Source organism: Mesorhizobium sp. WSM1497, from assembly GCF_001672455.2.
Classification (GTDB): Bacteria; Pseudomonadota; Alphaproteobacteria; order Rhizobiales; family Rhizobiaceae; genus Mesorhizobium; species Mesorhizobium ciceri.
The window spans coordinates 3,714,388-3,735,896 of sequence record NZ_CP021070.1 but is presented as its reverse complement, the minus strand read 5'-3'; the positions used below and the strand labels follow the sequence as shown (position 1 = coordinate 3,735,896).

Sequence of the window (21,509 nt, the reverse complement as noted above, 5' to 3'; positions counted from 1 at the left end):
ATGCCCTTTGCGCCGGCTAGCAATCAGCTGCGCGGCTTCAAATTCTCCGGATCGTAGAGCGGCTTGTAGCCGACAGCCGCCACTTCGACCGGATATGTCTCACCGAAATACTCGATCGTGAGCTTGCGGCCTTCCTGGGCGTACGCCCACGGCAGATAGGCAAGACCGATATTCTTGCCGATGGTCGGGCCATAGGCCATCGAGGTGGTGAAGGACCGCCGGCCGAGTTCGTCGACCAGCGTCTCGCCGGTCTTCGGATCCATCACCGGCATGGTGCCGACGGGATAGCGGGCAACGCCTTTGGAATCGACATTCTCGGTCATCACCAGCGTGCACAGCATGGCCGGTTGGTGCTCGCGGGCGCGGTATTCGACGTGCTTCGCCTTGCCGCAGAAATCGTTCTCCTTGACCTTTGGACGAGCGAGATCCGCTTCGAGCAGATTGTACTCGGTCAGAAGGTCGGCGTTCTGCAGGCGCAGGCTCTTTTCCATGCGGCGCGTGTTGGCATAGGTCTCGACGCCGAAAGGCATCACGCCGGTCGAGCGCAGCGCGTCCCACACAGCGAGACCGTCCTCGTAGCGCATATGCAGTTCCCAGCCCTGCTCGCCGACATAGGAGATGCGGAAAGCGGTGACGTCCTTGCCGCCGATCCGGACCGGCTTGATCGCCGCGAATGGGAAGTTCTCAACAGAGAGCCCGTCCGGGTTTTCGACCACCTTCTGCAAGGTCGCCCGGGCGTTCGGTCCCCAGATGCCGATGGTGACGAACTTCTCGGTCACGTCGGTGATGGTGACGTCGAAACCTTTGTCCTGTGCCGTGCGGCGCATGTACTGGAAGTCGCGCGGGCCAGCGTCCGCGCCGTCGATCAAACGACAGCGGTCGGCCATGCGAATGACGGTAAAGTCGGCCCGCACCATGCCTTCCTCGTCGAGGAAGTGGGTGTAGATGCCCTTGCCGATGTTGTTGTCGCCGCCAATCTTGGCTGCGCACAACCATTCCAGCAGCGCGACATGGTCTGGACCTTCGATGTCGTACATGGCGAAATGCGACAGGTTGACGATGCCGCAATCCTCGCTCATGGCGAGATGTTCGGCATTGGAGACGCGCCAGAAATGGCGGTTGTCCCATTCGTTCTCACGCACCGGCACCCGGTTGCCGTATTTCTCCAGGAGATGCTCGTTGGCGGCATAGCCGTGGGCGCGCTCCCAGCCGCCGAGTTCCATGAAATAGCCGCCGAGTTCTTTCTCGCGTTCCCAGAACGGCGAGCGCCGGATATTGCGGGCCTTGGAGAACGGCTCGCGCGGATGCACCGCCGGATTGTACACCTTCATCGCCGTCTCGGTGCAGCGGTCCCAGATGAACTGCTCCTTGGTCTGGTGCGGATAGAACCGTGCATAGTCGATGGCATGGTGATCGATTGCGGTGCGGCCGTCGGTCATCCAGTCGGCGATCAGCTTGCCCATGCCGGGACCATCCTTGACCCAGATGGCAACGGCATACCACAGACCCCGCACCTTCTGGCTTTCGCCCATCGACGGGCCGCCATCCGCGGTTACCTGGAGAAGTCCATTGAACGAATGGCTCTCATTATAGCCGAGTTCGCCGAGGATCGGCGTCAGTTCCATGGCGCGTTCGAGCGGCGCCAGGATCTGTTCCATGTCGAGATCGCGTTGCGACGGCGAAAGCCGCGCCTGGTCCTTCTCCAGCAGGTCGCGCGGGTGGCAAAGGCGCGGATTGGTCTCTTCGTAATAACCCCATTCGATCTGCCCGCCCTCGGCGGTCTTGGGATCACCGGTGTCGCGCATATAGGCCGAGTTGCCCTGGTCGCGCAGCAGCGGCCAGCCGATCTCCTTGCCGGTGCCGGCGAACTCGTTGTAGGGGCCGAAGAAGGTCAGCGGATGGTCGATCGGCATGACCGGCAGGTCTTCGCCGACCATTTCCGCTATCAGCCGGCCCCAAATCCCGGCGCAGACGACGACATAGTCGGCCTCGATGGTGCCGCGGTCCGTCACCACGCCTGATATGCGGCCGTCCTTGACGACCAGCGACCGGGCCGATGTGTTGGCGAAGGATTTGAGCTTGCCCGACGCTTCCGCCTGGTCGACCAGCTTGCCGGCGACCGTCTGCGAACGCGGGATGACCAGACCGGCATCGGGATCCCAAAGACCACCTTGGACAATCGCTTCTTCGATGAGCGGAAATTTTTCCTTGATCTCGGCCGGCTCGATCAGGCGCGCGCGCGTGCCAAACGCCTTGGCCGAGGCGATCTTGCGCTTGATTTCTTCCATTCGGCTGTCGTCGCCGACACGCGCGACCTCGAGGCCGCCGATACGCGCGTAATGACCCATCTTCTCGTAGAAATCGATGGAGTAGAGCGTCGTCCAGCACGACAGGAAATCGTGGCTGGTGGTGTAGCAGAAGTCGGAGGCGTGCGCCGTCGAGCCGATATCGGTCGGGATACCTGATTTGTCGATGCCGACAATGTCATCCCAGCCGCGTTCGATCAGGTGATGGGCGATCGATGCGCCGACAATACCGCCCAGGCCGACGATGACGACCCTCGCCTTTTTCGGAAACTCTGCCATTGCCCGCGACTCCAAAGTGATAAAGCGGGCGGACTATAGGGCGGAGCGGCAGGGCGATTGAAGCCTGTTTGCGACATTGGCAAAAAGCCGAGCGACCAGACGGCAGAATGCTTCACATCGGGCGCCTGGGGCGGTTCGCTTTCGGTGGCTAACTCAGGCGAAGGCCCAGATGTCTTCGGCCTGGAAGCCGACCTGATAGCCTGATGTCTTCAGCTTGACCACGACCTGGCCGATCTCGGCGGCCGGCAGCGCGCCAACCTCGACCTTGATCATGCCGGGGCGGTAGCGCTTGAGGTCGAGCTGTTCGAAGACGATCCAGTCGGCGCCCTCGCAATCGATGAGGAAGGCATCGATATGGATGATGCCGTTGCGGTCGAGCAGCGTCTGCAAGGTCTCGGATGGCACCTCGATATCCCTGAGGTGCGGGGCGAACTTGTTGAAGTTGGCGTCGGCCTCGCCCCAGGCATTCTTGCCCGACATCAGATTGGTGTCGGTGACCGACGAACAGCCGATGAATTCGATGGGCAGCGTGCCGGACTCGAGCGCGGCTGCATCGAAGGTGTGGACGGTGATCGTCCCCTTGGCCTTTGTCACCGCCACCGGCTCGATGATGAACCGGCCGGTATCGGGATAATTGGCGCGCAGCCGTTTCTGATTGTAGGGGATCGGCTCGACCAGCATCGCGCGTGCGCCAGCTATGCGGTGCAGCCACGGCGTCACATCGTCGAACAGCGCGCCGTCGCAGGCGCCGACATTGACCATCTGGAACGGCCGCCCTGCCCCACCGAACCGCGCCTTCAGCGCCGCCTTGGCCAGGAACTTCGTGCCGCGCAGCGATGGTCCGCGGTCGAGAACGCCACTGGGAAGACCGAGCGACAGGGCAACGCGCGCCAGGCTGGATAGCGAACTCATGACTTGTCTCCAGGAATGATTTGCATGGCAGCGCGATTCTGACCGCGAGCCGCGGCCGCCCACAACGCCATGAGCGGCGTCGCCAGCAGCAGGAATGGCGGGATCAGATGCGGAAAATAGATGCGCGTGTCGTGGATCGGGAAGACGGTGAACTTCGCCAGCGCGCCGAGCACCAGTGCCGCAAACAGGATGCCGGCGCGGCGATCGAGGCGGAAGCCGGCGCGGGAGGCGGCAAACCAGCCGGCCAGTGCCAGCACCGACACCCCGACCCAGCTGTTCAGGCTGACGGCACGCAGCAGCGAGGTGGCAAATGCCCTGAGATAGGCAACGATGGAGAATGGCGGCTCGAACCCGTCCATATTGTAATGCTGCTCTATGCTGGAGAACCACAGATGCGGCCACCAGCCGGGATGATGCGCCCAGTGCGAGATGGCAAAATAGGCAACGAAGGAAGCGGCAAAGCCGGCCAGCGCGCCCCACGATTTCTGCCGAAAGGCGACCAGCAGCACGGCAAAAACAGCAAGGAAAACAATATTGTCCGGGCGCACCATGAAGGCGAGGAAGAGCAGGATCGCGGTCGCCATCTCGCGCCCGCGGACATAGGCATAGAGCCCGCCGAGCAGCAGCGCTGACGTGAGCAGATCCGGCGTCGAAGCGCGCGCCGCATCGCCGAAATCGGCCATGATCAGCACCGCGCCGACCACAGGCGCCAAGGCCAGTGCCCCCTCGGAGCGCAGCCACATCAGGGCGATCGCGCCGAACAGCAGAACCGAGACCACTGAGACTAGGCGCATCGCCTCGACCGGCGATATCACCGCGCTCATCGTCGACAGGACCTCGGCGTAGAGGAACTTGATCCTGTACATGCCGAGCAGCGAATGGAAGTCGGCGGCATTTTCTGTCATGTGGCTGCGGAAGCCGCCGCCATCATCGGTCAGCGCCTTATAATCGCTTGCCGAAACGCCCGATTTGACTGTGTTGTAGGCATAGTCGTGCAGGGCTTGTGCATCGGGATAGGTGCCCTCCTCCGATATAGCGAGATAGGGCAGCATGTCCCAATTGGCGTCGGGCATCACCCATGCCGTGAACGCTGTAAAAAGGATGTAGAGCGCGAAGGCCGCAGCGCCGATCGGTGCCGCCAGCCGCGCATAAGTCCCCTCGCCCCACGCCAGGCCGGCTCCGGTGAGCCGGTCGAGTGGGTTTTGTGGAGCGGGCGACTTGGTCAGCATCGTTGTACCCAGCGAACTCGCTTAACGAACCTGGCTTTTGACGAAATCCTTCACGATCGACACGATGCCGCGCGACAGCAGGCTGTCGAAGGCATCGACGAAGCGATCGACATGCTCGCGCTGGCAGATCAACGGCGGCTCCAGCCGGATGACGTTGCGGTTGTACTCGGTGAAGGCGACCAGCACGTCGTAGTCGCGCAGCAGCAGCGCGCCGACGAAGCCCGACAGCGAGCCCTTCAGCTTGTCGTCGAGCACACTGACGATCGGCCGCAGCACCATCGGCAAGGTCTGCGAGAAGTCGTGGAACTCCAGGCCGACCATAAACCCCTTGCCGCGCACATCCTTGATGATCTTCGGGTACTTTTCCCTGAGCGCCTGCAGGCGCTGCAGCAAATAGTCGCCGGTGACGGCGGCATTGTCGATCAGCCCCTCGTCGTAGAGCACGTTGAGCCCTTCGATCGAGGTGACGCAGGCCTCGCCCATTCCGCCGAAGGTCGCCATGGCATGGATCATCGCCGTTTTCGGTGTGCCATAGGCCTTCATGTAGACCTCGCGCCGCGCAATCATCGCGCCGACCGCCGCCTTGCCGGCGCCGAGCGACTTGGCCAGCGCCGTAACATCGGGAACGACGCCGTAATGTTCGAAGGCGTAGAAGCGGCCCGAACGGCCGTAGCCGCACTGCACTTCGTCGGCGACCCACAGCACGCCATACTGGTCGCACAACGCGCGCAGCTTCTGCCAGTACTCGGCAGGCGCCTGGATGATGCCGCCGCCGCCCTGGATGGTTTCCAGCACGATGACGCCGACCTCCGGGTCGGAACGGAACAGGCGCTCGACCGCCTCGATGTCGGCAAACGGGATACGGACCGTGTTTTCGGCCACCTTGAAGTCGGCGCGGTAGAGCTGGCCGTCGGTGATGCCGAGCACGCCCTTGGTCTTGCCATGGAAGGAATTCTCGGCATAGACGACCTTCGGCCGCTTCGGACCGGCGGCGCGCTCGGCGAGCTTAACCGCCGCTTCCATCGCTTCCGAGCCGGACGAACCCAGAAACACCATGTCGAGATCGCCGGGCGAGCATTTGGCGATGTTGTGCGCAAGTGCCGCCGCATATTGCGACATGAAGGCGATAGCGATTTCCTGGCGCTTCTCCTCCTGGAATTTCTTGCGTGCTTCCAGGATGCGCGGATGGTTGTGGCCAAAGGCCAGCGAACCGAAGCCGCCGAAGAAGTCGAGGATCTTGCGGCCGTTCTGGTCGATGTAGAACATGCCTTCGGCACGCTCGATCTTGATCTTGTGGAAGCCGAGCAGCTTCATGAAGTGCAGCTGGCCGGGGTTGAGATGCGCCTTGAACAGGTCGGTCATCTCTGCGACGTCCATCGCCTTGGCCTGCTCGACACTGATCAGGTTGGGCTTGGCGATGGTGGCGGGCGACAGCGCCGGCGCACTGACCATGGTGCGCGCATTCGTCTGTTCGGGCTTGGCCATGACGGTCATTTCAATCTCCTGTCTGCACGCACGACCGCAATCGTGCGCAACGAAAGCTGTTTTGCGAGCCGCTATTCGGCGGGCACATGTTTGGTGGCGACCGCGTGCCCGGCTTTCTTGGCGCGGTACTCGCTATAGGCGGCGATCAGCATGTCCTCGTCGCGATATTGCGGCGCCCAGCCGAGCTGACGCCCGGCCTTGGACACGTCGAGCACGCATTCCTCGTCGGCGATCAGATACTGTTCTGGGTCCATGATCGGCATGTTCATCAGGTCGAGCAGGTCCAGCGTGCGCTTGACCGCCCAACCCGGTGTCGGGATCAGGATCGATTTCGAGCCGGAATGCCTGATCAGATCGCCGAGCAGCTTCTTGACGGGCGGTGGATTGAGCGAACCCAGATTATAGGCCTCGTTTGGCACGCCGGCCTTCCAGGCCGCGCGGGCGGCCTCGGCGCAGTCGAACACCGAGATAAACTGATAAGGGTTCCTGCCCGAACCGATCATCGGCACCGGAAAATTCCAGTCGATCAGCTTGAACAGTTTTTCGAGAATGCCGAGCCGGCCGGGACCGATGATCAGGCGCGGGCGAAACAGCGAGATCGACATGCCGCGCTTGCGCCACTCGGCCGCCAGCTCCTCGGTCTTCTGCTTCGACCAGCCATATTCGCCCAGCGGCGCCACCGGGTGCTCCTCGGTCATAGGCTGCGTGACCGTGTGGCCGTAGATCATGTCGGTCGTGTAGTGGACGAGTTTTGACGCACCGGCTCCGTCCATGGCCTGCATGATGTGCTCGGTGCCATGGAAATTTACAGGGAAGAAGAAGTCATGCCGCTTGGCGCGCACCTGGATCGGCGACAGCATCTTGGCCGACAAATTGTAGACCATGTCGTCGGCCTTCAGCCCAATCGCGGCGACCGAGGCCGGATCGGTGACGTCGCATTGGATAAAGCGGACGCTGCGGTAATGCGGCAGGTCGCTCTTGACGATGTCGGCGACGACAACCTCTTCACCATCGGCCACAAGCTTCGGGGCAAGATGGCGGCCGACGAAACCGTCACCGCCGAAAATCATATGTCTCATCGAACGATCTCGTTTGCTTGGATCTTGTCGGGCGTGATGGAAGCGGTCTGGTCCTCATGCCCTTGCCCACCCAAATCCCGGCCACTTTGCGCGATCAGCACCGTGCCGACGCAGATGAAGGCGATGCCGGCGATCCGCCAGCCATTGAGGTCCTCGCGGAAGACGAAATAAGCGAAGATGGCGACGGCAACATAGGCGAGGCTGAGGAACGGATAAGCGAAGGAGAGCTCGACCTTGGACAGCACATAGAGGTGCGAGGCCATCGAGATGACGAAGGTACACAGGCCAAGGAACACCCAGGGGCTGAAGACGATCTGCAGCAGCTTGACGAGCGGATTGACGCCCTCGAACGAGATCGGTCCGAGCGACATCATGCCTTGCTTCAGCATCAGCTGCGCCGCGGCATTGGTCACGACTGTAAAGAGAATGAAGACGATGTATTTCATGAGTTCCAAGCCACCCCTTCACACTTCCTACTACAAACCCGCAAACATTTGGTGAAGTCCCAACATTGTTTTGAGTGAATCGCGCTATCAACCATCTGTTAACCAATAATTATTCGGATTTTATCTATTCGGCTGCCTCGACCGAGCCTCGCCGCACATCCAATTTCTTCGCAGTGCGCGCCCAGAAGTCGGACATGAAGGCGTGGTCGCGGAGCGCTTCCAGCCGCTGCCATTCGGGAAAGGACGAAGCGAAGATTTCGGCCCCCATGCGGGCGTCCTTGTACGGATTGACCGCGCCGCCGGCCTCGACCGTGATGCGGTCGAGCTCCCGCAGCAGTGTCAGCGTCGCGGCGCCCCTGTTGGGGAAATCCAGTGTCAGCGTGTAGCCGGGACGCGGAAACGACAGCAGCGCCGGCGAGCGGATGGAGCCGAAGCGTTTCAGCACCGTGAGGAACGAGCCCTGCCCGGCTTGCCTTGCAGCCGCCAGCAATGCCGGCACGGCCTCGCGCGCCGTCTGTTCCGGCACCACGCTCTGGTGCTGGAACAGCCCTTTCGGCCCATAAAGCCGGTTCCAATCGCGCACGCCGTCGAGCGGGAAGAAGAAGCCCTGGTAGCCGGCCTGGCGCGGCACCGTTGCCCGGCTCTTCCTCCACCTGTAGGCAGCGTTGAAGGCGGTCAGGAACGGCCGGTTGAGCACGTTGAACGGCGGCTGGACCGGCACCGAGAAATTGCCGCCGGCGCGCGAAGCGGCATGCGAGCCGTGCTCGGCGTGATTGCCAGTGAGCAGCAGGCCGCGACCGCTGTTGCGACCGCCGGCAAGCTGGTCGATCCAGGCGACCGCATATTCGTTGGCCTGATCGGCCGCCGCGGCCAGGTCGAAGAATTCGCAGAGGTCACGAAACGGCGTCGCCCTTTCGACGATGTCGAGGGAATGCACCCGCATCAGCCGGATCGAGGCCGACAGAATGAGGCCGGTCAGCCCCATGCCGCCGATCGTCGCCGCAAACAGCCGCGCATTGTCTGTCGCCAAGCAGCGATGGGTCCTTCCATCGGACCTGAGCAGCGTGAAGCTCTCGACATGGCAGCCGAAGGTGCCGCGCCGGTGATGGTTCTTGCCATGCACGTCATTGGCGATGGCCCCGCCGAGCGTGACGAATTGCGTGCCTGGCACAACGGCGGGGAAGAAGCCGTAGGGGGCAGCGTGGGCGATGATGTCGGACAACAGCACGCCGGCATCCGCCTTGAGAACACCGGTTTCGGCGTTGAAGGCGTGGATCCGGTTCAGCGATCGCATATCGACGACCGCTCCGGCCCCGTTCTGGCAGGAATCGCCGTAGGAGCGGCCATTGCCATAGGCAAGCAGCGACGCCGGCTTGGCCTGACCGCCCTTCAGCAGCGTGATCGCCTCGTCGGCACCGATGGCGCGCGGCGCCGGCGGCGTGGCAAGGCCAAAGCTTGGGAAACGTCCGGCGGCCATGCCTACCAGCCCCCGATGACCAGCATCACCGCACCGATCAGCACCACGATCTGGCTGCGCCAGTCGCGGATGATGAAGACGACCGGATCGTCATGCATCTCGTTGCGGCGCGCCAGGATCCAGACGCGCATGGTAAGATAGAGCACGATCGGCGCCAGCGGCCAGATCAGCCATGGATGCGGATAGAGTTCCCGCACCGCGACACTGTCCATGTAGAGCGCCAGCACCAGCGCCGAGGAGAAGGCCGAGGCCATGCCGGCCTGGGCGACGATCTCCTGGTCTTCGGTGCGATAGCCGCGACCGGCAATGCGCTCGCCGGGCGGAATGGCGGTGGTGCGCAGTTCGACGAAGCGCTTCACCAGCGCCAGCGACAGGAAGAAGAAGATGGAGAAGGCCAGCAGCCAAAACGAGACGTCGACGCCGGTCGCCGCCGCACCGGCCAGGACGCGGATCGTGTAGAGGCCGGCGAGCGTCAGCACATCGACCAGCAGCATGCGTTTGAACGACAGCGAATAGGCGGTGGTGACGACCATGTAGCCGCCGAGCACAGCCATGAATTCGGGCGACAGGAACAGCCCGGTGCCGATGCCGATCGCCAGAAGCACCGCGATCGCCCCAAGTCCGAACGGGATCGACAGCGCGCCGCTGGCGAACGGCCTGTTGCGCTTGGTGAGGTGTTTGCGGTCGAGCGCGAGGTCGAAGAAATCATTGAGGATGTAGATGGCCGATGCCACCGCGCTGAACGAGACGAATGCCAGCAGGCATTCCCAGATCATGTCGGTGTTGAAATATTCATGCGAGAGCACCATCGGCACTGCGATCAGCGAATTCTTCAGCCACTGATGCACGCGCAGCATCTTGACGATGGTCCGCAAAGTCGGCTTCGGCGCCGGCACCGTCTCGGCGCCATGTGCCGCCTGCCAGCGCGCGGCATGGCGGTCGGGCGCGACGACGATCGCGTTGCGTGCGGCATCGAAGACCTGGAGGTCATGGCGGCTGTTGCCGGCGTAGTCGAAACCGCCATCGCCATAGGCTGCGATCAGCGAGGCGCGCTTCCTGCCCGAGGTGAGATTGGCGAGACCATCGGTGGCCAGCACCTGGTCGAAAATGCCGAGATGGGCCGCGATGGCGTCGGCGAACTTGCGCGGCGTACCGGTCGCCAGCACGATCTTGCGGCCCTCGGCGTGCTCGGTCCGGAGGCGGCAAAGCAGCACCTCGCGATAGGGCAGCGATGCCGGATCGATGTCGATGCGCTGCGCGATCGCCTGCTTTAGCCGCGCCGGCCCGCCGGCGATCCAGAACGGTACGAGGAAGATATAGAGCGGGTTCTTCTTGAGAAGGATGAACAGCCCTTCCCACAACAGGTCGGTTGCGATCAGCGTGCCGTCGAGATCGACCGCAAGCGGTATTGCGTTCCTGTCCGATCGCGCATCCATGTCCGTCCTGCCCTGCCCGCGTAGAGTTGCGCGCCGCTTTTCGGCGTCTTGAGGCTGGTATAGCGGGCGATGGCGTAGCGAACGTTAAAACGCACGGTTGCAGACGGCTGCCATGGCGGTATTTCCGGTGTCATTGTTAAACAACCGCTACCGGAAACGATAAAAGGCCGGGCAAATGCCCGGCCTCTACAATCGTGACGCCAAGATTACTTGATGCGGGCGACACCGCCCGAGATCTCGACGGTTTCCGAACCGGTCAGGGCTTCGAGATCGCCATTGGGCAAGGTGACGAAGCAGCCGTTCGGGCAGAACTCAACCGTTTCGCCACCGGCCAGCGCAAGGTCGGTCTTGCTGCCGCCCTCCGTTACGACCAGCGTGCGGGTCTCGGCGTCCTTGTTGACCGCGCTCGCGGCATGGACCGAGCCGATGGCAGCGACCAGGGCGACTGCAGCGACGAGAGACTTCCACATGGTGCAATATCGGTGTTCCCACCGCCTCTGTTGCATTTGGCAAGGCATTTTCGCCTTTGCATGGAGCTTATATGAGATGGAAGCTGAACCGCAACTGAATGCCCCATTCATGCCGCAATCGATTCCGGGCAGGATTGAGGTCGACGGAGTCCGAGCCTAGTCCGGGTCCGGCTTCTTGGTTTTGCGAGACTTGACCAGTCGCTTCTTCTCCGCTTCGGCTTCGGCCCTTATCTGCTCCTGTTCGGCGAAGTCGGCCTCGATCTTGTCGTCGTCCGTCGGCCAGGCCTTGGGCTTGTGGGCCTCGACCACGGCGCGCGGCGTCGAGGGGATCTCGATGTGTTCGCTGCTGAATTTTTCGAGGACGGCAAAACGGATGTCGTTCTGCGCGATGTTGCCGTTCATCACGTCGGCCAGGAACACGCGGATTTCGAATTCCAGGGCGGCGGGGCCGAAATTGGAAAACAGCACGAAGGGTTCGGGGTTCTTCAGCACCATCGGGTGGCTGCGGGCGATCTCCAGCAGGACGGCATGAACCTGCTTGACGTCGCTGCCATAGGCGACGCCGACCTTGATGTCGACGCGGCCGAGCTTGTTGCGGTGCGTCCAGTTGCCGACGGCGTTGTTGATCAGGTTCGAATTGGGCAGGATCACCGATTGCCGCTGGAAGGTTTCGATCTCGGTGGCGCGCACGCTGATCTTCTTGACCGTGCCGCTGACGTCGCCGGCAACGATCCAGTCGCCCACCTTGAACGGCCGCTCGGCCAGAAGGATCAGGCCGGAAACGAAATTGGACACCACGTTCTGCAGGCCAAAGCCGATACCGAGGGAAAGAGCGCCGGCGACCAGTGCCAAGCTGGACAGGTCGATGCCCGCCGCCGAGATGCCGACCAGTGCCGCCAGCGCGACGCCGGCATAGCCGACCGCCAGCCTGATCGAGTTGCGCACGCCGGTATCGACCTTGCCACGCGCCATGACCGAGCCGTCGAGCCAGCCCTGGAACCAGCGCGTCAGGAAATAGCCTATGACGAAGACGACGATGCCGGAGAGGATGCCGGTGACCGAGATCGTCACCGAGCCGATGTTGATCCCGGTTGCGAGCTTGTAGGCCCAAGCCTGGATATCGCCGGGCTGGAAACCCCACATCAGCAGGATCAGCGGCAGGAACACCAGCACGATCATCACATTGATGGCAACGCTGACGACAAGGCCGAGCTGGTCGAGGGCCGTATCCTCGTAGCTGGAATTGGCCGACAGCCAGCGCCCGACGGAGGTGTTGGCGAAAGCACCCTCCTCGCCGATCGCCTGCGCCGACAGGAAGCCGATATAGGCGGTGATCAAGGCTGTGCCGGTGACGACGACCTGCAGCGAAACGAACAGCGCAAGGCCGATATAGCCGAGCAAGGCGGCTATGATGGTGAATAGGCCAAGGCCCAGCGACAGGTAGCGCAGCCATGCCGGCCAGGGCCGCCAGCTTCCGTCGCGCGCCTTGAACGGCCTCAGCATCGCCATCAGGATCAGGATGATGCCGACGATGATGGTGGCGACAAAACTGCGGGCGATGGTCAGCGACAGCGGCGAACCCATCTTGTCGTTGATCACCGACAGGAAGGTGTTGACGCTGATGACCACGGCCATGGCGGTGGCCAGGCGCACCAGCCAGCGCGCCGGCCCGGTTTCGACCGGGATCAGGCGCCAGTTCGGCAGCCGCGGTTCCAGCGCCGCATTGGTCAGCCGGTTGACGCAGAACACCACGCCGATGACGGTCGCCAGCGCGTTGAGGAAGAGCCCAATGTCGCCGCGCAACACATTGTAATAATTGAAAAAGAAAATCGTCGATCCAAGAAAGGCGGCAACCGCCAGCGTCGGCAGCAAGGTCGACCAGAAGGCCACCGAAAGGCGGCTGAGATAGGATGGGTCCTCATTGGTGGGGTCGGCTTCGAACACCCGCCCGAACAGGCGCCTGCCGCCAACCAGCAGCACCAGCGCCAGCCCGAGCGCCACGAAGGTTGCCGCCAGGATCGCCTGGAACTTGAATTTGAAGGCAAAGCTCAACCAGGACGACACCGCCTTGTAGAGATTGCCGAACTCGTCGCGGGCGTCGGAAAACACCTGCGGGCTGAGCGCATCCGACAGCACGTAGCGCTTGGTCAAAAGATTGCGGAACAGCTCGCTACGCATATTGCCGATCTTGTCGATCAGCCCGCTGATGCGGATCGACAGGTTCTGTGCGCTGGCAACGACCGCGTTGATCTCGGCCTTTTCCGATGCAAGCGCCTGACGCTCGCCCGTCACGATGTCGGGCTCCTGCGGCTGGCCCGCCGCCGGTGGAGGACCCAGCACCTCGATGCGATTGTTGATCTCGGTGAGCCGCGAGCGGAATACCAGCGCACTGGTGAGTGCCGCCCGCGACAGGTCCTCCAGCTGCAGACGGATCTCCACGAGTGAGGCATCGTCCTCACCGTCCTGCTGTATCTTCTTCTCGAGATCGTCCGTCTTGGCCGTTAGATCCTGGATGACCTTTTGCTGATCGGTGACCAAACCGGCCGAGCCCTGGCCGAGCGCTTGCGCCATCGCCTCAAACGAAAGCGGCGCCGAAACGACCAGCGTGAGTACCAGGATGAGACGAAGCAATCGGAAAAGCATGATTTGTTGGCGACTCATCGGCGGCAAAGGCAATTTGAAAGCCTGTCCTTGATAAAGACGGCCCTATCATGGGGCAAGCCGTCGTATCGCGAGCCCATCCGATCATTGGCCCCAACCGGCCACTCACGCCGAGTGATCCCATCCGGGCGTCGGCCAGTCGAAAGGCGATGGCGCAATATTGGCTTTGCGGATGCGGCCTGCTCTATAGTCTGCCGCATCGCCCGAACCGGATGACATCAATGGCAGAGTACTCGGCCTTTTCGCTGCTCGCGAACGCGCTCAAGGGAAACAAGGATTGGAAGCCGGCATGGCGCAAGCCTGACCCGAAGGCGTCCTATGACGTCATCATCATCGGTGGCGGCGGTCATGGGCTGGCGACCGCCTATTATCTTGCCAAGGAACACGGCATCACCAATGTCGCCGTTGTGGAAAAGGGCTGGCTCGGTTCCGGCAATGTCGGCCGCAACACCACGGCCGTGCGCTCGAATTATCTGCTGCCTGCCAACACCCGCTTCTACGAACACTCGATGAAGCTGTGGGAGAACCTGTCGCACGAGCTCAACTACAATGTCATGTTCTCGCAGCGCGGCTGCCTGAACCTGGCGCACACGCCGGCCCAATTCGACGACTATGCAAGGCGCGGCAACGCCATGCGCCATCTCGGCGTCGATGCCGAACTGATGACGAAGACTGAGATCAAACGCCTGATTCCGGCGCTCGATATCTCCGACAGCGCTCGCTTCCCGGTGGTCGGCGGCCTGATGCAGCGCCGCGCCGGCACCGCCCGCCACGATGCGGTGGCCTGGGGCTATGCGCGCGGCGCCGACAGGCGCGGCGTCGACATCATCGAAAATTGCGAGGTCACCGGTTTCCTGCGCGACGGCGACCGCATATCAGGCGTCACCACTTCGCGCGGCGACATCCGCGCCAGGAAGGTGGCCGTGGCGGTCGCCGGCAGCACCGGACGCGTCATGCAGATGGCCGGCATCGAGACGATGCCGATCGAGAGCCATGTGCTGCAGGCCTTCGTCACGGAATCGCTGAAGCCCTTCATCGACACGGTCGTCACCTTCGGCATGGGCCATTTCTACATGTCGCAGTCGGACAAGGGCGGCCTCATCTATGGCGGCGATATCGACGGCTACAACAGCTACGCCCAGCGCGGCAATCTGCCTGTCGTCGACGAGGTGATGAGCGAAATGCTGGCGTTGTTTCCGGGCCTCGCGCGCGTGCGCATGCTGCGCTCCTGGGGCGGTGTTTGCGATATGTCGATGGACGGCTCGCCGATCATCACCGCCGGCCCCCTGCCCGGCATGTATCTCAACTGCGGCTGGTGCTATGGCGGCTTCAAGGCGACGCCGGCTTCCGGCTGGTGCTTCGCCTGGACCATCGCCAAGGACCAGCCGCACGACCTCAACGCGCCCTTCACGCTCGACCGCTTCCACCGCGGGCTGGTGATCGACGACAAGGGCCAGGGTGCAAACCCGCGGCTGCATTAGGCAATAGGTAGAGTCCAATGTTGATCACTTGCCCCTATTGCGGCCCGCGCGACGTCATCGAGTTCACCTATCAGGGTGACGGCAATCGTGAGCGTCCCGACCCCGCCTCGCAGAATTTCGAGGCGTGGAACGCCTATGTCTATGACCGGCTGAATCCGGCCGGCGATCACAATGAGATCTGGCAACATTCCGGCGGCTGCCGCGCGCATCTCAAGGTCGTGCGCAACACGCTGACGCATGAGATTTCCAGCGTTGCCTTTGCGCGGGGCGATCATGGGCCGGCCGCGCGCCGCAAGGCGGAGGACAAGGCATGAGCCCGCGCCGTGCCGACACCGGCGGCCGCATCGACCGGCTGAAAACCATCCGCTTCACCTTCGATGGCACGGCCTACACTGGCCATGCCGGCGACACGCTGGCGTCAGCCCTGCTGGCCAAGGGCCTCACGTTGTACGGGCGTTCGTTCAAATACCATCGCCCACGCGGCCTGCTCACCGCAGGCGTCGAGGAACCCAACGCGCTGGTGACGGTGCTGAAGGGCGAGGTTCGCGAGCCCAACATTCCAGCGACCATGGTCGAGATCCATGACGGGCTGGTTGCCATCAGCCAGAACCGCTTTCCCTCGCTTGCCTGGGACATCAACGCCGTCAACCAGCTCGGCGGCAAGATCCTGTCGGCCGGGTTCTACTACAAGACCTTCATGGGACCGGTGTTCGGCCCGCTCAAGGGCACGCGTTTCTGGATGTTCTGCGAACACTTCATCCGCCGCGCAGCCGGTCTCGGCAGTGCCGGATCGGCGAAAGACCCGGCCCGCTACGAACGCATGAACGCCATTTGCGACGTGCTGGTCGTCGGCTCCGGCCCTGCCGGCCTGATAGCCACCAAGGCCGCCGCCGATCAGGGTGCGCGCGTCATGCTGGCCGATCTCGAGCCGCATTTCGGCGGTTCGGCCAACTGGTCCGAGGAAACGATCGATGGCGCGCCTGCCGCCGATTGGGCGCGGCGCACCGTCGCCCAGCTCGCAGGCCGCGACAATGTCCGGCTTCTGCCGCGCACCACGGTATGGGGTTACTACGACAACAACACGCTTGCCGCGCTCGAACGGGTCAGCGACCATAAGGAGCACCCCGGCAAGGGCGAGCCGCGCCATCGCTATTGGGCGATCCGCGCCAAATCCGTGGTCCTGGCCACTGGTGCGTTCGAGCGGCCGCTCATCTTCCCCGGCAATGACCGGCCAGGCGTGATGCTGGCGCATGCCGCCGAGCGCTATGCCAACGAATTCGGCGTGCTGCCGGGCGAGCGGATCGCGTTGTTCACCAACAATGACAGCGCCTATAGGGCGGCTGTCGCCTTGAAGAAGGCCGGTGCCGCGGTCGTCGCCATCGCCGATGTCAGGCCGGAACTTTCGCCGGAGATGCGCAAGCTGGCCGCGGAAGCCGAGGCAGAGATCTTTGCCGGCCATGCCGTCGTCGCCACCGAAGGCGGCAAGGCGCTGTCCGGCCTCAAGCTGCAGCGCTTCGACATGGCCAATGGGGCACTCATCGGTGATGCACGCAGTATCCATGCCGATTGCCTGCTGATGTCCGGCGGCTGGTCGCCGACCATCCATCTGGCCAGCCAGGCCGGCGCCAAGGCGGAATGGAACGCCGCGCGGCAAGCTTTCCTGCCGCCAAAGCCGACACAGAGCTGGATCGGCGCAGGCGCCTTCACCGGAAGCTTCTCGACGGCCGAAGCCATCGCCGAAGGCCGCGCCGCCGGCCTCGCCGCCGCAGGCGGGCAGAGCACACCGTCCATGCTGCCGACCGTCGAAGCAGTGCCTGGCGATCCCGACCCCGCCCCGGTGTTCGAGATCAGGGCCAAGGGCAAGAGCTTTGTCGATTTCCAGCACGACGTCACGGCCGAGGACGTGCGGCTGGCTCACCGGGAAGGCTTTGTCTCGGTCGAGCATCTCAAGCGCTACACCACGCTCGGCATGGCGACCGACCAGGGCAAGAGCTCCAACGTGCCTGGCCTTGCCATCATGGCCGAGGCGCTGGGCAAGCCGATCCCCGAGGTCGGCACGACACGCTTCCGGCCGCCCTTTGCTCCGGTGTCGATCGGCTCGCTGGCTGCCGAGCGTTTTGGCGACCTGAAGCCAGAACGATTGACGCCGATGCATGACTGGCATCTGGCCAATGGCGCGACGATGTATTCCGCCGGCCTCTGGTACCGGCCGATGATCTATGGGCTTTCAGGCGAAACGGTCGAGCAGGCCTATGTGCGCGAAGCCAAGGCGACGCGCGAAAGCGCCGGCATCGTCGATGTCTCGACACTGGGTAAGATCGCGGTGCAAGGCCCTGATGCCGCCGCATTCCTCGACCGCGTCTACACCAACATGTTTTCGACGCTGGCCGTCGGCAAGGCCCGCTACGGGCTGATGCTGCGCGAGGACGGCCTCGCCTTCGATGATGGCACCACCTGGCGGCTCGGCGAGCAGGATTTTCTGATGACCACCACCACGGCCAACGCCGGCAAGGTGATGCAGCATCTGGAATATTTCCTCGACGTGATCTGGCCGGAGCTGAAAGTCCACGTCACCTCGGTGACAGACGAATGGGCAGGTGCCGCGATCGGCGGCCCGAAGGCCAGGCAGATCCTCGCCTCTTGTGTCACCGGCACGTCGGTCGACAACGCCACCTTGCCCTTCATGGGCATCGTGCGCGGCGATATAGCAGGCGTGCCGGTGATGATCTGCCGGCTGTCCTTCTCCGGTGAAATGGCCTTCGAGGTCTATTCCGGCGCCGGCCATGGCACCCATGTCTGGAAAGCGCTTGTCGAAGCCGGCAAGCCGTTCGGGCTGGTCACCTACGGTCTTGAGGCATTGGGCACCATGCGCATCGAAAAGGGCCATGTCACCGGCGCCGAGATCGACGGCCGCACCACGGCGCGCGACCTGCATCTCGACTGGATGCTGTCGAAGAAGAAGCCGTTCATCGGCTCGGCGATGATGGACCGCGAAGGCTTGATCGCATCGGACCGCCTCGAACTGGTCGGCCTGATCGCCCTCGATAACCGGCCGCTCAACGGTGGCGCCCACATCGTCGAGGAGGTTGACGAAGCCAATCCGCACGACTCCATCGGCCATATCACCGCCTGCTGCTATTCGCCGGCGCTCGGCAGACATATCGCGCTGGCGCTGATCGAGGGCGGCAAGGCACTGCACGGCACGCGCGCCCACGTCTCCGATCCCTTGCGCAACCGGTTCGGACCGGTCGAGATCGTCTCCAACCACTTCTTCGATCCGGACGGGAGCCGCATGCATGGTTGAGCACCAATCCCCGCTTGAGCCGGAATTTCACGTCGGCTCGCACGGCAATTTCGAGCATGGCGTCGAGATCATCCTGACCGAGACGAGGCCGGGCTCGATCGTGCAACTCGCCGCCTGGCCCGGCGAGGAGAAGAGGCTGATCGCAGCCATCCGCACCGTCACCGGGCTGGCGCTTCCCGATGGCGCCGGCGGCGGAGTGAGCGACGGGGTCAAGTCAGTGTTCGGCTTCGCGCCGGGGAAGTTCACCGTTGCCGACGAGGCCGAAGGGCTGGCCGCTGCCTTTGCCAAGGTGGTGACCTCGGCCATCGGCACGGTGACCGATCTCTCGCACGGCCGCACCGCCATCCGCATTGCCGGGCCGAAGGCCGAATGGGTGCTGGCGAAATTCTTCGCCATCGACTTTTCGCTGCCGGCCTTTCCCAATGGCGCCGGCCGCTCGACCGCTCATCACGACGTCTTCGCCCAGATCCAGCGCACCGGCGCCGACCAGTTCGACATCTATGTCTTCCGCTCGTTTGCACGCTCGTTCTGGAAGGCGCTCTGCCACGCCAGCGAGGAAGTCGGCTACGAGGTGCAATAGGCGGCGCCGAAAGGTCAGCTCGCACTGTTCTGGCATCAACGCCAGCCGCTTCTGCCGCTAGAGAATCAGGCCGCAGGCGCCCATGGTGCGAGAACGTGGCCGCCCAACCGGCCCAAGGGATATGAAATCCCTTCTTCAAGAGTCGGCACATTCGTTTGGTTCGAACATCTCCATGACCGCAGAACTATCCGCCGGCGCCGCGGACCGCGCCGACGTGCCGGCCAGAGCCTTGCTCCTGCTGCCGCTGACGGTCGCCTGCGGCGTGTTCATGACCAGCCTCGACCAGAATGTCGTGGTGACCGCGCTGCCGGGCATCAGCGAAAGCCTCGGCCGTCCGCCCAGCCAGCTCGGCCTGCTGATCACCGTCTATGTCGCCAGCCTGATCATCTCGATGCCGCTTGGCGGCTGGGCTGCCGACCGCTTCGGCCTGCGCAACGTCTACTGCTTTGCCTTGCTGGTGTTCGCCGCCTCGTCGGCGCTTTGCGGGCTGTCCGACAACATCTGGACGCTGGTTGGTGCGCGTGCGTTGCAAGGCTTCGGCGGCGCCTTGATGGGCACACTCGGCCAGGTCGTCATCCTGTCGACTTTTCCGCGCAGCCGAACGCTCAAGATCAACATGTACATCTCGCTGGCCGGCCAGTCCGGCCCGCTGGTCGGTCCGCTCGTCGGCGGTGCGCTGACCACCTACATTTCCTGGCGCTGGATCTTCTTCATCAACGTGCCGTTCGCGCTGGCGGCGGCAATTCTTGCCGCCTCGCTGTTTCCGACGATGACCAAGCCCGTGCGCACGCCGTTCGATTTTCCGGGCTTCCTGCTGGTCGGCAGCGGCATGGTCCTGCTGGTCTTCGGCATGGATTCGCTTGCCGCCAAGGACGCCGCGGGCGGCATCATCGCCGGCGAACTGGCGCTGGCGCTCGTCATCCTGACCATCGCCTCGTTCTACTGCCTGCGCGTGCGCAATCCGCTGCTCGATCTCAAGCTGTTGCGCATCCGTACCTTCCGCATTTCGTTCCTCACCGGCGGCGGGCTGGACACGATCGGCCTTAGCTCGGTCGTCTTCCTGCTGCCGCTGATGTTCCAGCTCGGCTTCGGCATGAGCGCGGTGCAGGCGGGATCGCTGACCTTCGTCGCCGCGGTCGGCTCGGTGGCCATGCGGTTCTTCATGCCGCGTGTCCTCAACCGTTTCGGCTTTCGCCGCGTGCTGGTCTACAACACGCCCATCGTCGCCGCCCTGGTTGCCGGCTTCGCGCTGATGCAGGCGACGACGCCGGTGTGGATCGTGCTCACTTACATCTTCGTCTTCGGCGTCTTCCGCTCCGCGCAATGGGCCTCGACCGGCAACCTCGCCTATTCCGACATCGCGCCCGAGCAGCTCGCCCGTTTCAGCGCGCTCTATTACATATTATGGCAGCTGGCGGTGGCGATCAGCGTCGGCCTGGCCGCCGCGGCATTGTCGTTTCTGGCGGGCGGCGGCCCCGCCGTCGCCGACGATTTCCGCATCCTGTTCGTGATCGAGGGCATCATCACGCTCTGCGCGCTGCTCGCCTATCTCAAGCTGACACCCCAGGACGGCGCCCATGTCAGCGGCCACGGCGCACAGATGAACACGGAATGAGGCTGGCTGGCTTATTCTCTGAACGTCACCCACTCTTGCAGCGGCACGCGGTCGGTGCGGAAGGCGTTTTCAGGTTTTGACGTATCTTCATAACCAAGCGCCATGCCGCAGACGACGATCTCTTCGTCGGGAATGTCGAGCACCGGCCTGATCTGCCGGTGATAGGGCGCGAACGCCGCTTGCGGGCAGGTATGCAAACCCCTGCCCCGCGCCGCCACCATGATGTTCTGCAGGAACATGCCGTAGTCGATCCATGAGCCCTGGTTGAGGCGGCGATCGATGGTGAAGATCATGCCGACCGGCGCGTCGAAGAAGACGAAGTTGCGGTCGTGCTGGGCGCGCATCTTGTCGACCTCGCGGCGACCGATGCCGAGCGCGCCATAGAGGCCGAAACCGTTGGCGCGACGTCGCGTCAGGTACGGCTCGAAGAACTGCGTGGGATAATACCGGTACTCGTCCCAATCGGCTTTTTCGGCGCGAATGCCGGAATTGAGAATGGCGTCCGATATCCGCTGCTTGCTCTCGCCCTTGGTGACATAGACCTTCCATGGCTGCATGTTGGTGCCGGATGGGGCGCGCGCCGCAACCGCCAGAATGGCGCGGATGATGTCGTCTTCGACCATGTTGGGCAGGAATGCGCGCACCGAACGGCGCGACAGGATCGCCTCGTCGACAATCTCGGCATCGCCCTCGATTCGGGGGTTATTTTCCAGCATGGGCCGTCCCTTACCCTTTGTCTCGATCGGACG

General features: G+C 63.3%; 16 protein-coding genes. 5 read left to right on the top strand and 11 right to left on the bottom strand.

All coding sequences use genetic code 11. The features are described from left to right. Positions 1-23: 23 nt before the first annotated feature. The 10 genes from A9K65_RS18110 to A9K65_RS18065 all read right to left on the bottom strand — a co-directional run bounded on the left by A9K65_RS18110 (position 24) and on the right by A9K65_RS18065 (position 13,762). Positions 24-2,585 carry an FAD-dependent oxidoreductase gene (locus tag A9K65_RS18110; RefSeq protein WP_063168209.1) on the bottom strand — a complete coding sequence of 854 codons (2,562 nt, stop codon included), beginning with the start codon at positions 2,583-2,585 and terminating at the stop codon, positions 24-26. Between the two features lie 153 nt (positions 2,586-2,738). Further along, positions 2,739-3,497 (bottom strand): FkbM family methyltransferase, encoded by a 759-nt coding sequence (locus A9K65_RS18105; RefSeq protein WP_027160515.1) that lies wholly within the window; start codon positions 3,495-3,497, stop codon positions 2,739-2,741. After that, positions 3,494-4,726: a DUF2029 domain-containing protein gene (locus A9K65_RS18100; RefSeq protein ID WP_064993729.1), complete on the bottom strand. Its 1,233-nt coding sequence runs from the start codon at positions 4,724-4,726 to the stop codon at positions 3,494-3,496. Before A9K65_RS18100 ends, A9K65_RS18105 begins: the two co-directional genes overlap by 4 nt. Positions 4,727-4,747: 21 nt before the next feature. Then, positions 4,748-6,178, bottom strand: coding sequence for an aspartate aminotransferase family protein (locus A9K65_RS18095; protein WP_198327643.1), 1,431 nt, complete (start codon positions 6,176-6,178; stop codon positions 4,748-4,750). A 104-nt stretch (positions 6,179-6,282) separates the two neighbouring features. Beyond that, positions 6,283-7,290 (bottom strand): NAD(P)-dependent oxidoreductase, encoded by a 1,008-nt coding sequence (locus tag A9K65_RS18090; protein ID WP_064993731.1) that lies wholly within the window; start codon positions 7,288-7,290, stop codon positions 6,283-6,285. Next, positions 7,287-7,736: an EamA family transporter gene (locus A9K65_RS18085; protein ID WP_064993732.1), complete on the bottom strand. Its 450-nt coding sequence runs from the start codon at positions 7,734-7,736 to the stop codon at positions 7,287-7,289. Before A9K65_RS18085 ends, A9K65_RS18090 begins: the two co-directional genes overlap by 4 nt. A gap of 124 nt (positions 7,737-7,860) precedes the next feature. Continuing rightward, positions 7,861-9,213: an FAD-binding oxidoreductase gene (locus A9K65_RS18080; RefSeq protein ID WP_064993733.1), complete on the bottom strand. Its 1,353-nt coding sequence runs from the start codon at positions 9,211-9,213 to the stop codon at positions 7,861-7,863. Positions 9,214-9,215: 2 nt separating this feature from the next. After that, positions 9,216-10,649 carry a UbiA family prenyltransferase gene (locus tag A9K65_RS18075; protein ID WP_013531146.1) on the bottom strand — a complete coding sequence of 478 codons (1,434 nt, stop codon included), beginning with the start codon at positions 10,647-10,649 and terminating at the stop codon, positions 9,216-9,218. 206 nt (positions 10,650-10,855) lie between these two features. Then, a complete protein-coding gene (locus tag A9K65_RS18070) occupies positions 10,856-11,119 on the bottom strand; it encodes a hypothetical protein (protein WP_023812335.1) in 264 nt (87 codons plus the stop codon). Between the two features lie 156 nt (positions 11,120-11,275). After that, entirely contained in the window at positions 11,276-13,762 is a 2,487-nt protein-coding gene (locus A9K65_RS18065) for a mechanosensitive ion channel family protein (RefSeq protein WP_027160520.1), read from the bottom strand. 239 nt (positions 13,763-14,001) lie between these two features. Here A9K65_RS18065 and A9K65_RS18060 point away from each other — a divergent pair, with 239 nt between their 5' ends. The 5 genes from A9K65_RS18060 to A9K65_RS18040 all read left to right on the top strand — a co-directional run bounded on the left by A9K65_RS18060 (position 14,002) and on the right by A9K65_RS18040 (position 20,760). After that, positions 14,002-15,261 carry a sarcosine oxidase subunit beta gene (locus A9K65_RS18060; RefSeq protein ID WP_013531143.1) on the top strand — a complete coding sequence of 420 codons (1,260 nt, stop codon included), beginning with the start codon at positions 14,002-14,004 and terminating at the stop codon, positions 15,259-15,261. 17 nt (positions 15,262-15,278) lie between these two features. Beyond that, the gene (locus A9K65_RS18055; RefSeq protein WP_027160522.1) at positions 15,279-15,575 is read left to right on the top strand and encodes a sarcosine oxidase subunit delta; all 297 of its coding nucleotides are present in this window, start codon (positions 15,279-15,281) and stop codon (positions 15,573-15,575) included. Next, positions 15,572-18,565, top strand: a complete 2,994-nt coding sequence (locus A9K65_RS18050; protein ID WP_064993734.1) for a sarcosine oxidase subunit alpha — start codon at positions 15,572-15,574, stop codon at positions 18,563-18,565. Before A9K65_RS18055 ends, A9K65_RS18050 begins: the two co-directional genes overlap by 4 nt. Further along, the gene (locus A9K65_RS18045) at positions 18,558-19,145 is read left to right on the top strand and encodes a sarcosine oxidase subunit gamma (protein WP_013531140.1); all 588 of its coding nucleotides are present in this window, start codon (positions 18,558-18,560) and stop codon (positions 19,143-19,145) included. Before A9K65_RS18050 ends, A9K65_RS18045 begins: the two co-directional genes overlap by 8 nt. Positions 19,146-19,317: 172 nt before the next feature. Then, positions 19,318-20,760 carry an MFS transporter gene (locus tag A9K65_RS18040; RefSeq protein ID WP_064993735.1) on the top strand — a complete coding sequence of 481 codons (1,443 nt, stop codon included), beginning with the start codon at positions 19,318-19,320 and terminating at the stop codon, positions 20,758-20,760. Positions 20,761-20,771: 11 nt separating this feature from the next. Here the strand turns inward: A9K65_RS18040 and A9K65_RS18035 are convergent, their stop codons facing one another. Next, positions 20,772-21,476, bottom strand: coding sequence for a nitroreductase (locus A9K65_RS18035; RefSeq protein ID WP_064994036.1), 705 nt, complete (start codon positions 21,474-21,476; stop codon positions 20,772-20,774). Positions 21,477-21,509: the final 33 nt, after the last annotated feature.

Coding starts and splice junctions, on each gene's coding strand:
- A9K65_RS18045 (WP_013531140.1), top strand. CDS start 18,558: ATGGTTGAGCACCAATCCCCGCTTGAGCCGGAATTTCACGTCGGCTCG.
- A9K65_RS18085 (WP_064993732.1), bottom strand. CDS start 7,736: ATGAAATACATCGTCTTCATTCTCTTTACAGTCGTGACCAATGCCGCG.
- A9K65_RS18070 (WP_023812335.1), bottom strand. CDS start 11,119: ATGTGGAAGTCTCTCGTCGCTGCAGTCGCCCTGGTCGCTGCCATCGGC.
- A9K65_RS18060 (WP_013531143.1), top strand. CDS start 14,002: ATGGCAGAGTACTCGGCCTTTTCGCTGCTCGCGAACGCGCTCAAGGGA.
- A9K65_RS18055 (WP_027160522.1), top strand. CDS start 15,279: ATGTTGATCACTTGCCCCTATTGCGGCCCGCGCGACGTCATCGAGTTC.
- A9K65_RS18035 (WP_064994036.1), bottom strand. CDS start 21,476: ATGCTGGAAAATAACCCCCGAATCGAGGGCGATGCCGAGATTGTCGAC.
- A9K65_RS18095 (WP_198327643.1), bottom strand. CDS start 6,178: ATGGTCAGTGCGCCGGCGCTGTCGCCCGCCACCATCGCCAAGCCCAAC.
- A9K65_RS18040 (WP_064993735.1), top strand. CDS start 19,318: ATGACCGCAGAACTATCCGCCGGCGCCGCGGACCGCGCCGACGTGCCG.
- A9K65_RS18080 (WP_064993733.1), bottom strand. CDS start 9,213: ATGGCCGCCGGACGTTTCCCAAGCTTTGGCCTTGCCACGCCGCCGGCG.
- A9K65_RS18075 (WP_013531146.1), bottom strand. CDS start 10,649: ATGGATGCGCGATCGGACAGGAACGCAATACCGCTTGCGGTCGATCTC.
- A9K65_RS18110 (WP_063168209.1), bottom strand. CDS start 2,585: ATGGCAGAGTTTCCGAAAAAGGCGAGGGTCGTCATCGTCGGCCTGGGC.
- A9K65_RS18100 (WP_064993729.1), bottom strand. CDS start 4,726: ATGCTGACCAAGTCGCCCGCTCCACAAAACCCACTCGACCGGCTCACC.
- A9K65_RS18050 (WP_064993734.1), top strand. CDS start 15,572: ATGAGCCCGCGCCGTGCCGACACCGGCGGCCGCATCGACCGGCTGAAA.
- A9K65_RS18105 (WP_027160515.1), bottom strand. CDS start 3,497: ATGAGTTCGCTATCCAGCCTGGCGCGCGTTGCCCTGTCGCTCGGTCTT.
- A9K65_RS18090 (WP_064993731.1), bottom strand. CDS start 7,290: ATGAGACATATGATTTTCGGCGGTGACGGTTTCGTCGGCCGCCATCTT.
- A9K65_RS18065 (WP_027160520.1), bottom strand. CDS start 13,762: ATGCTTTTCCGATTGCTTCGTCTCATCCTGGTACTCACGCTGGTCGTT.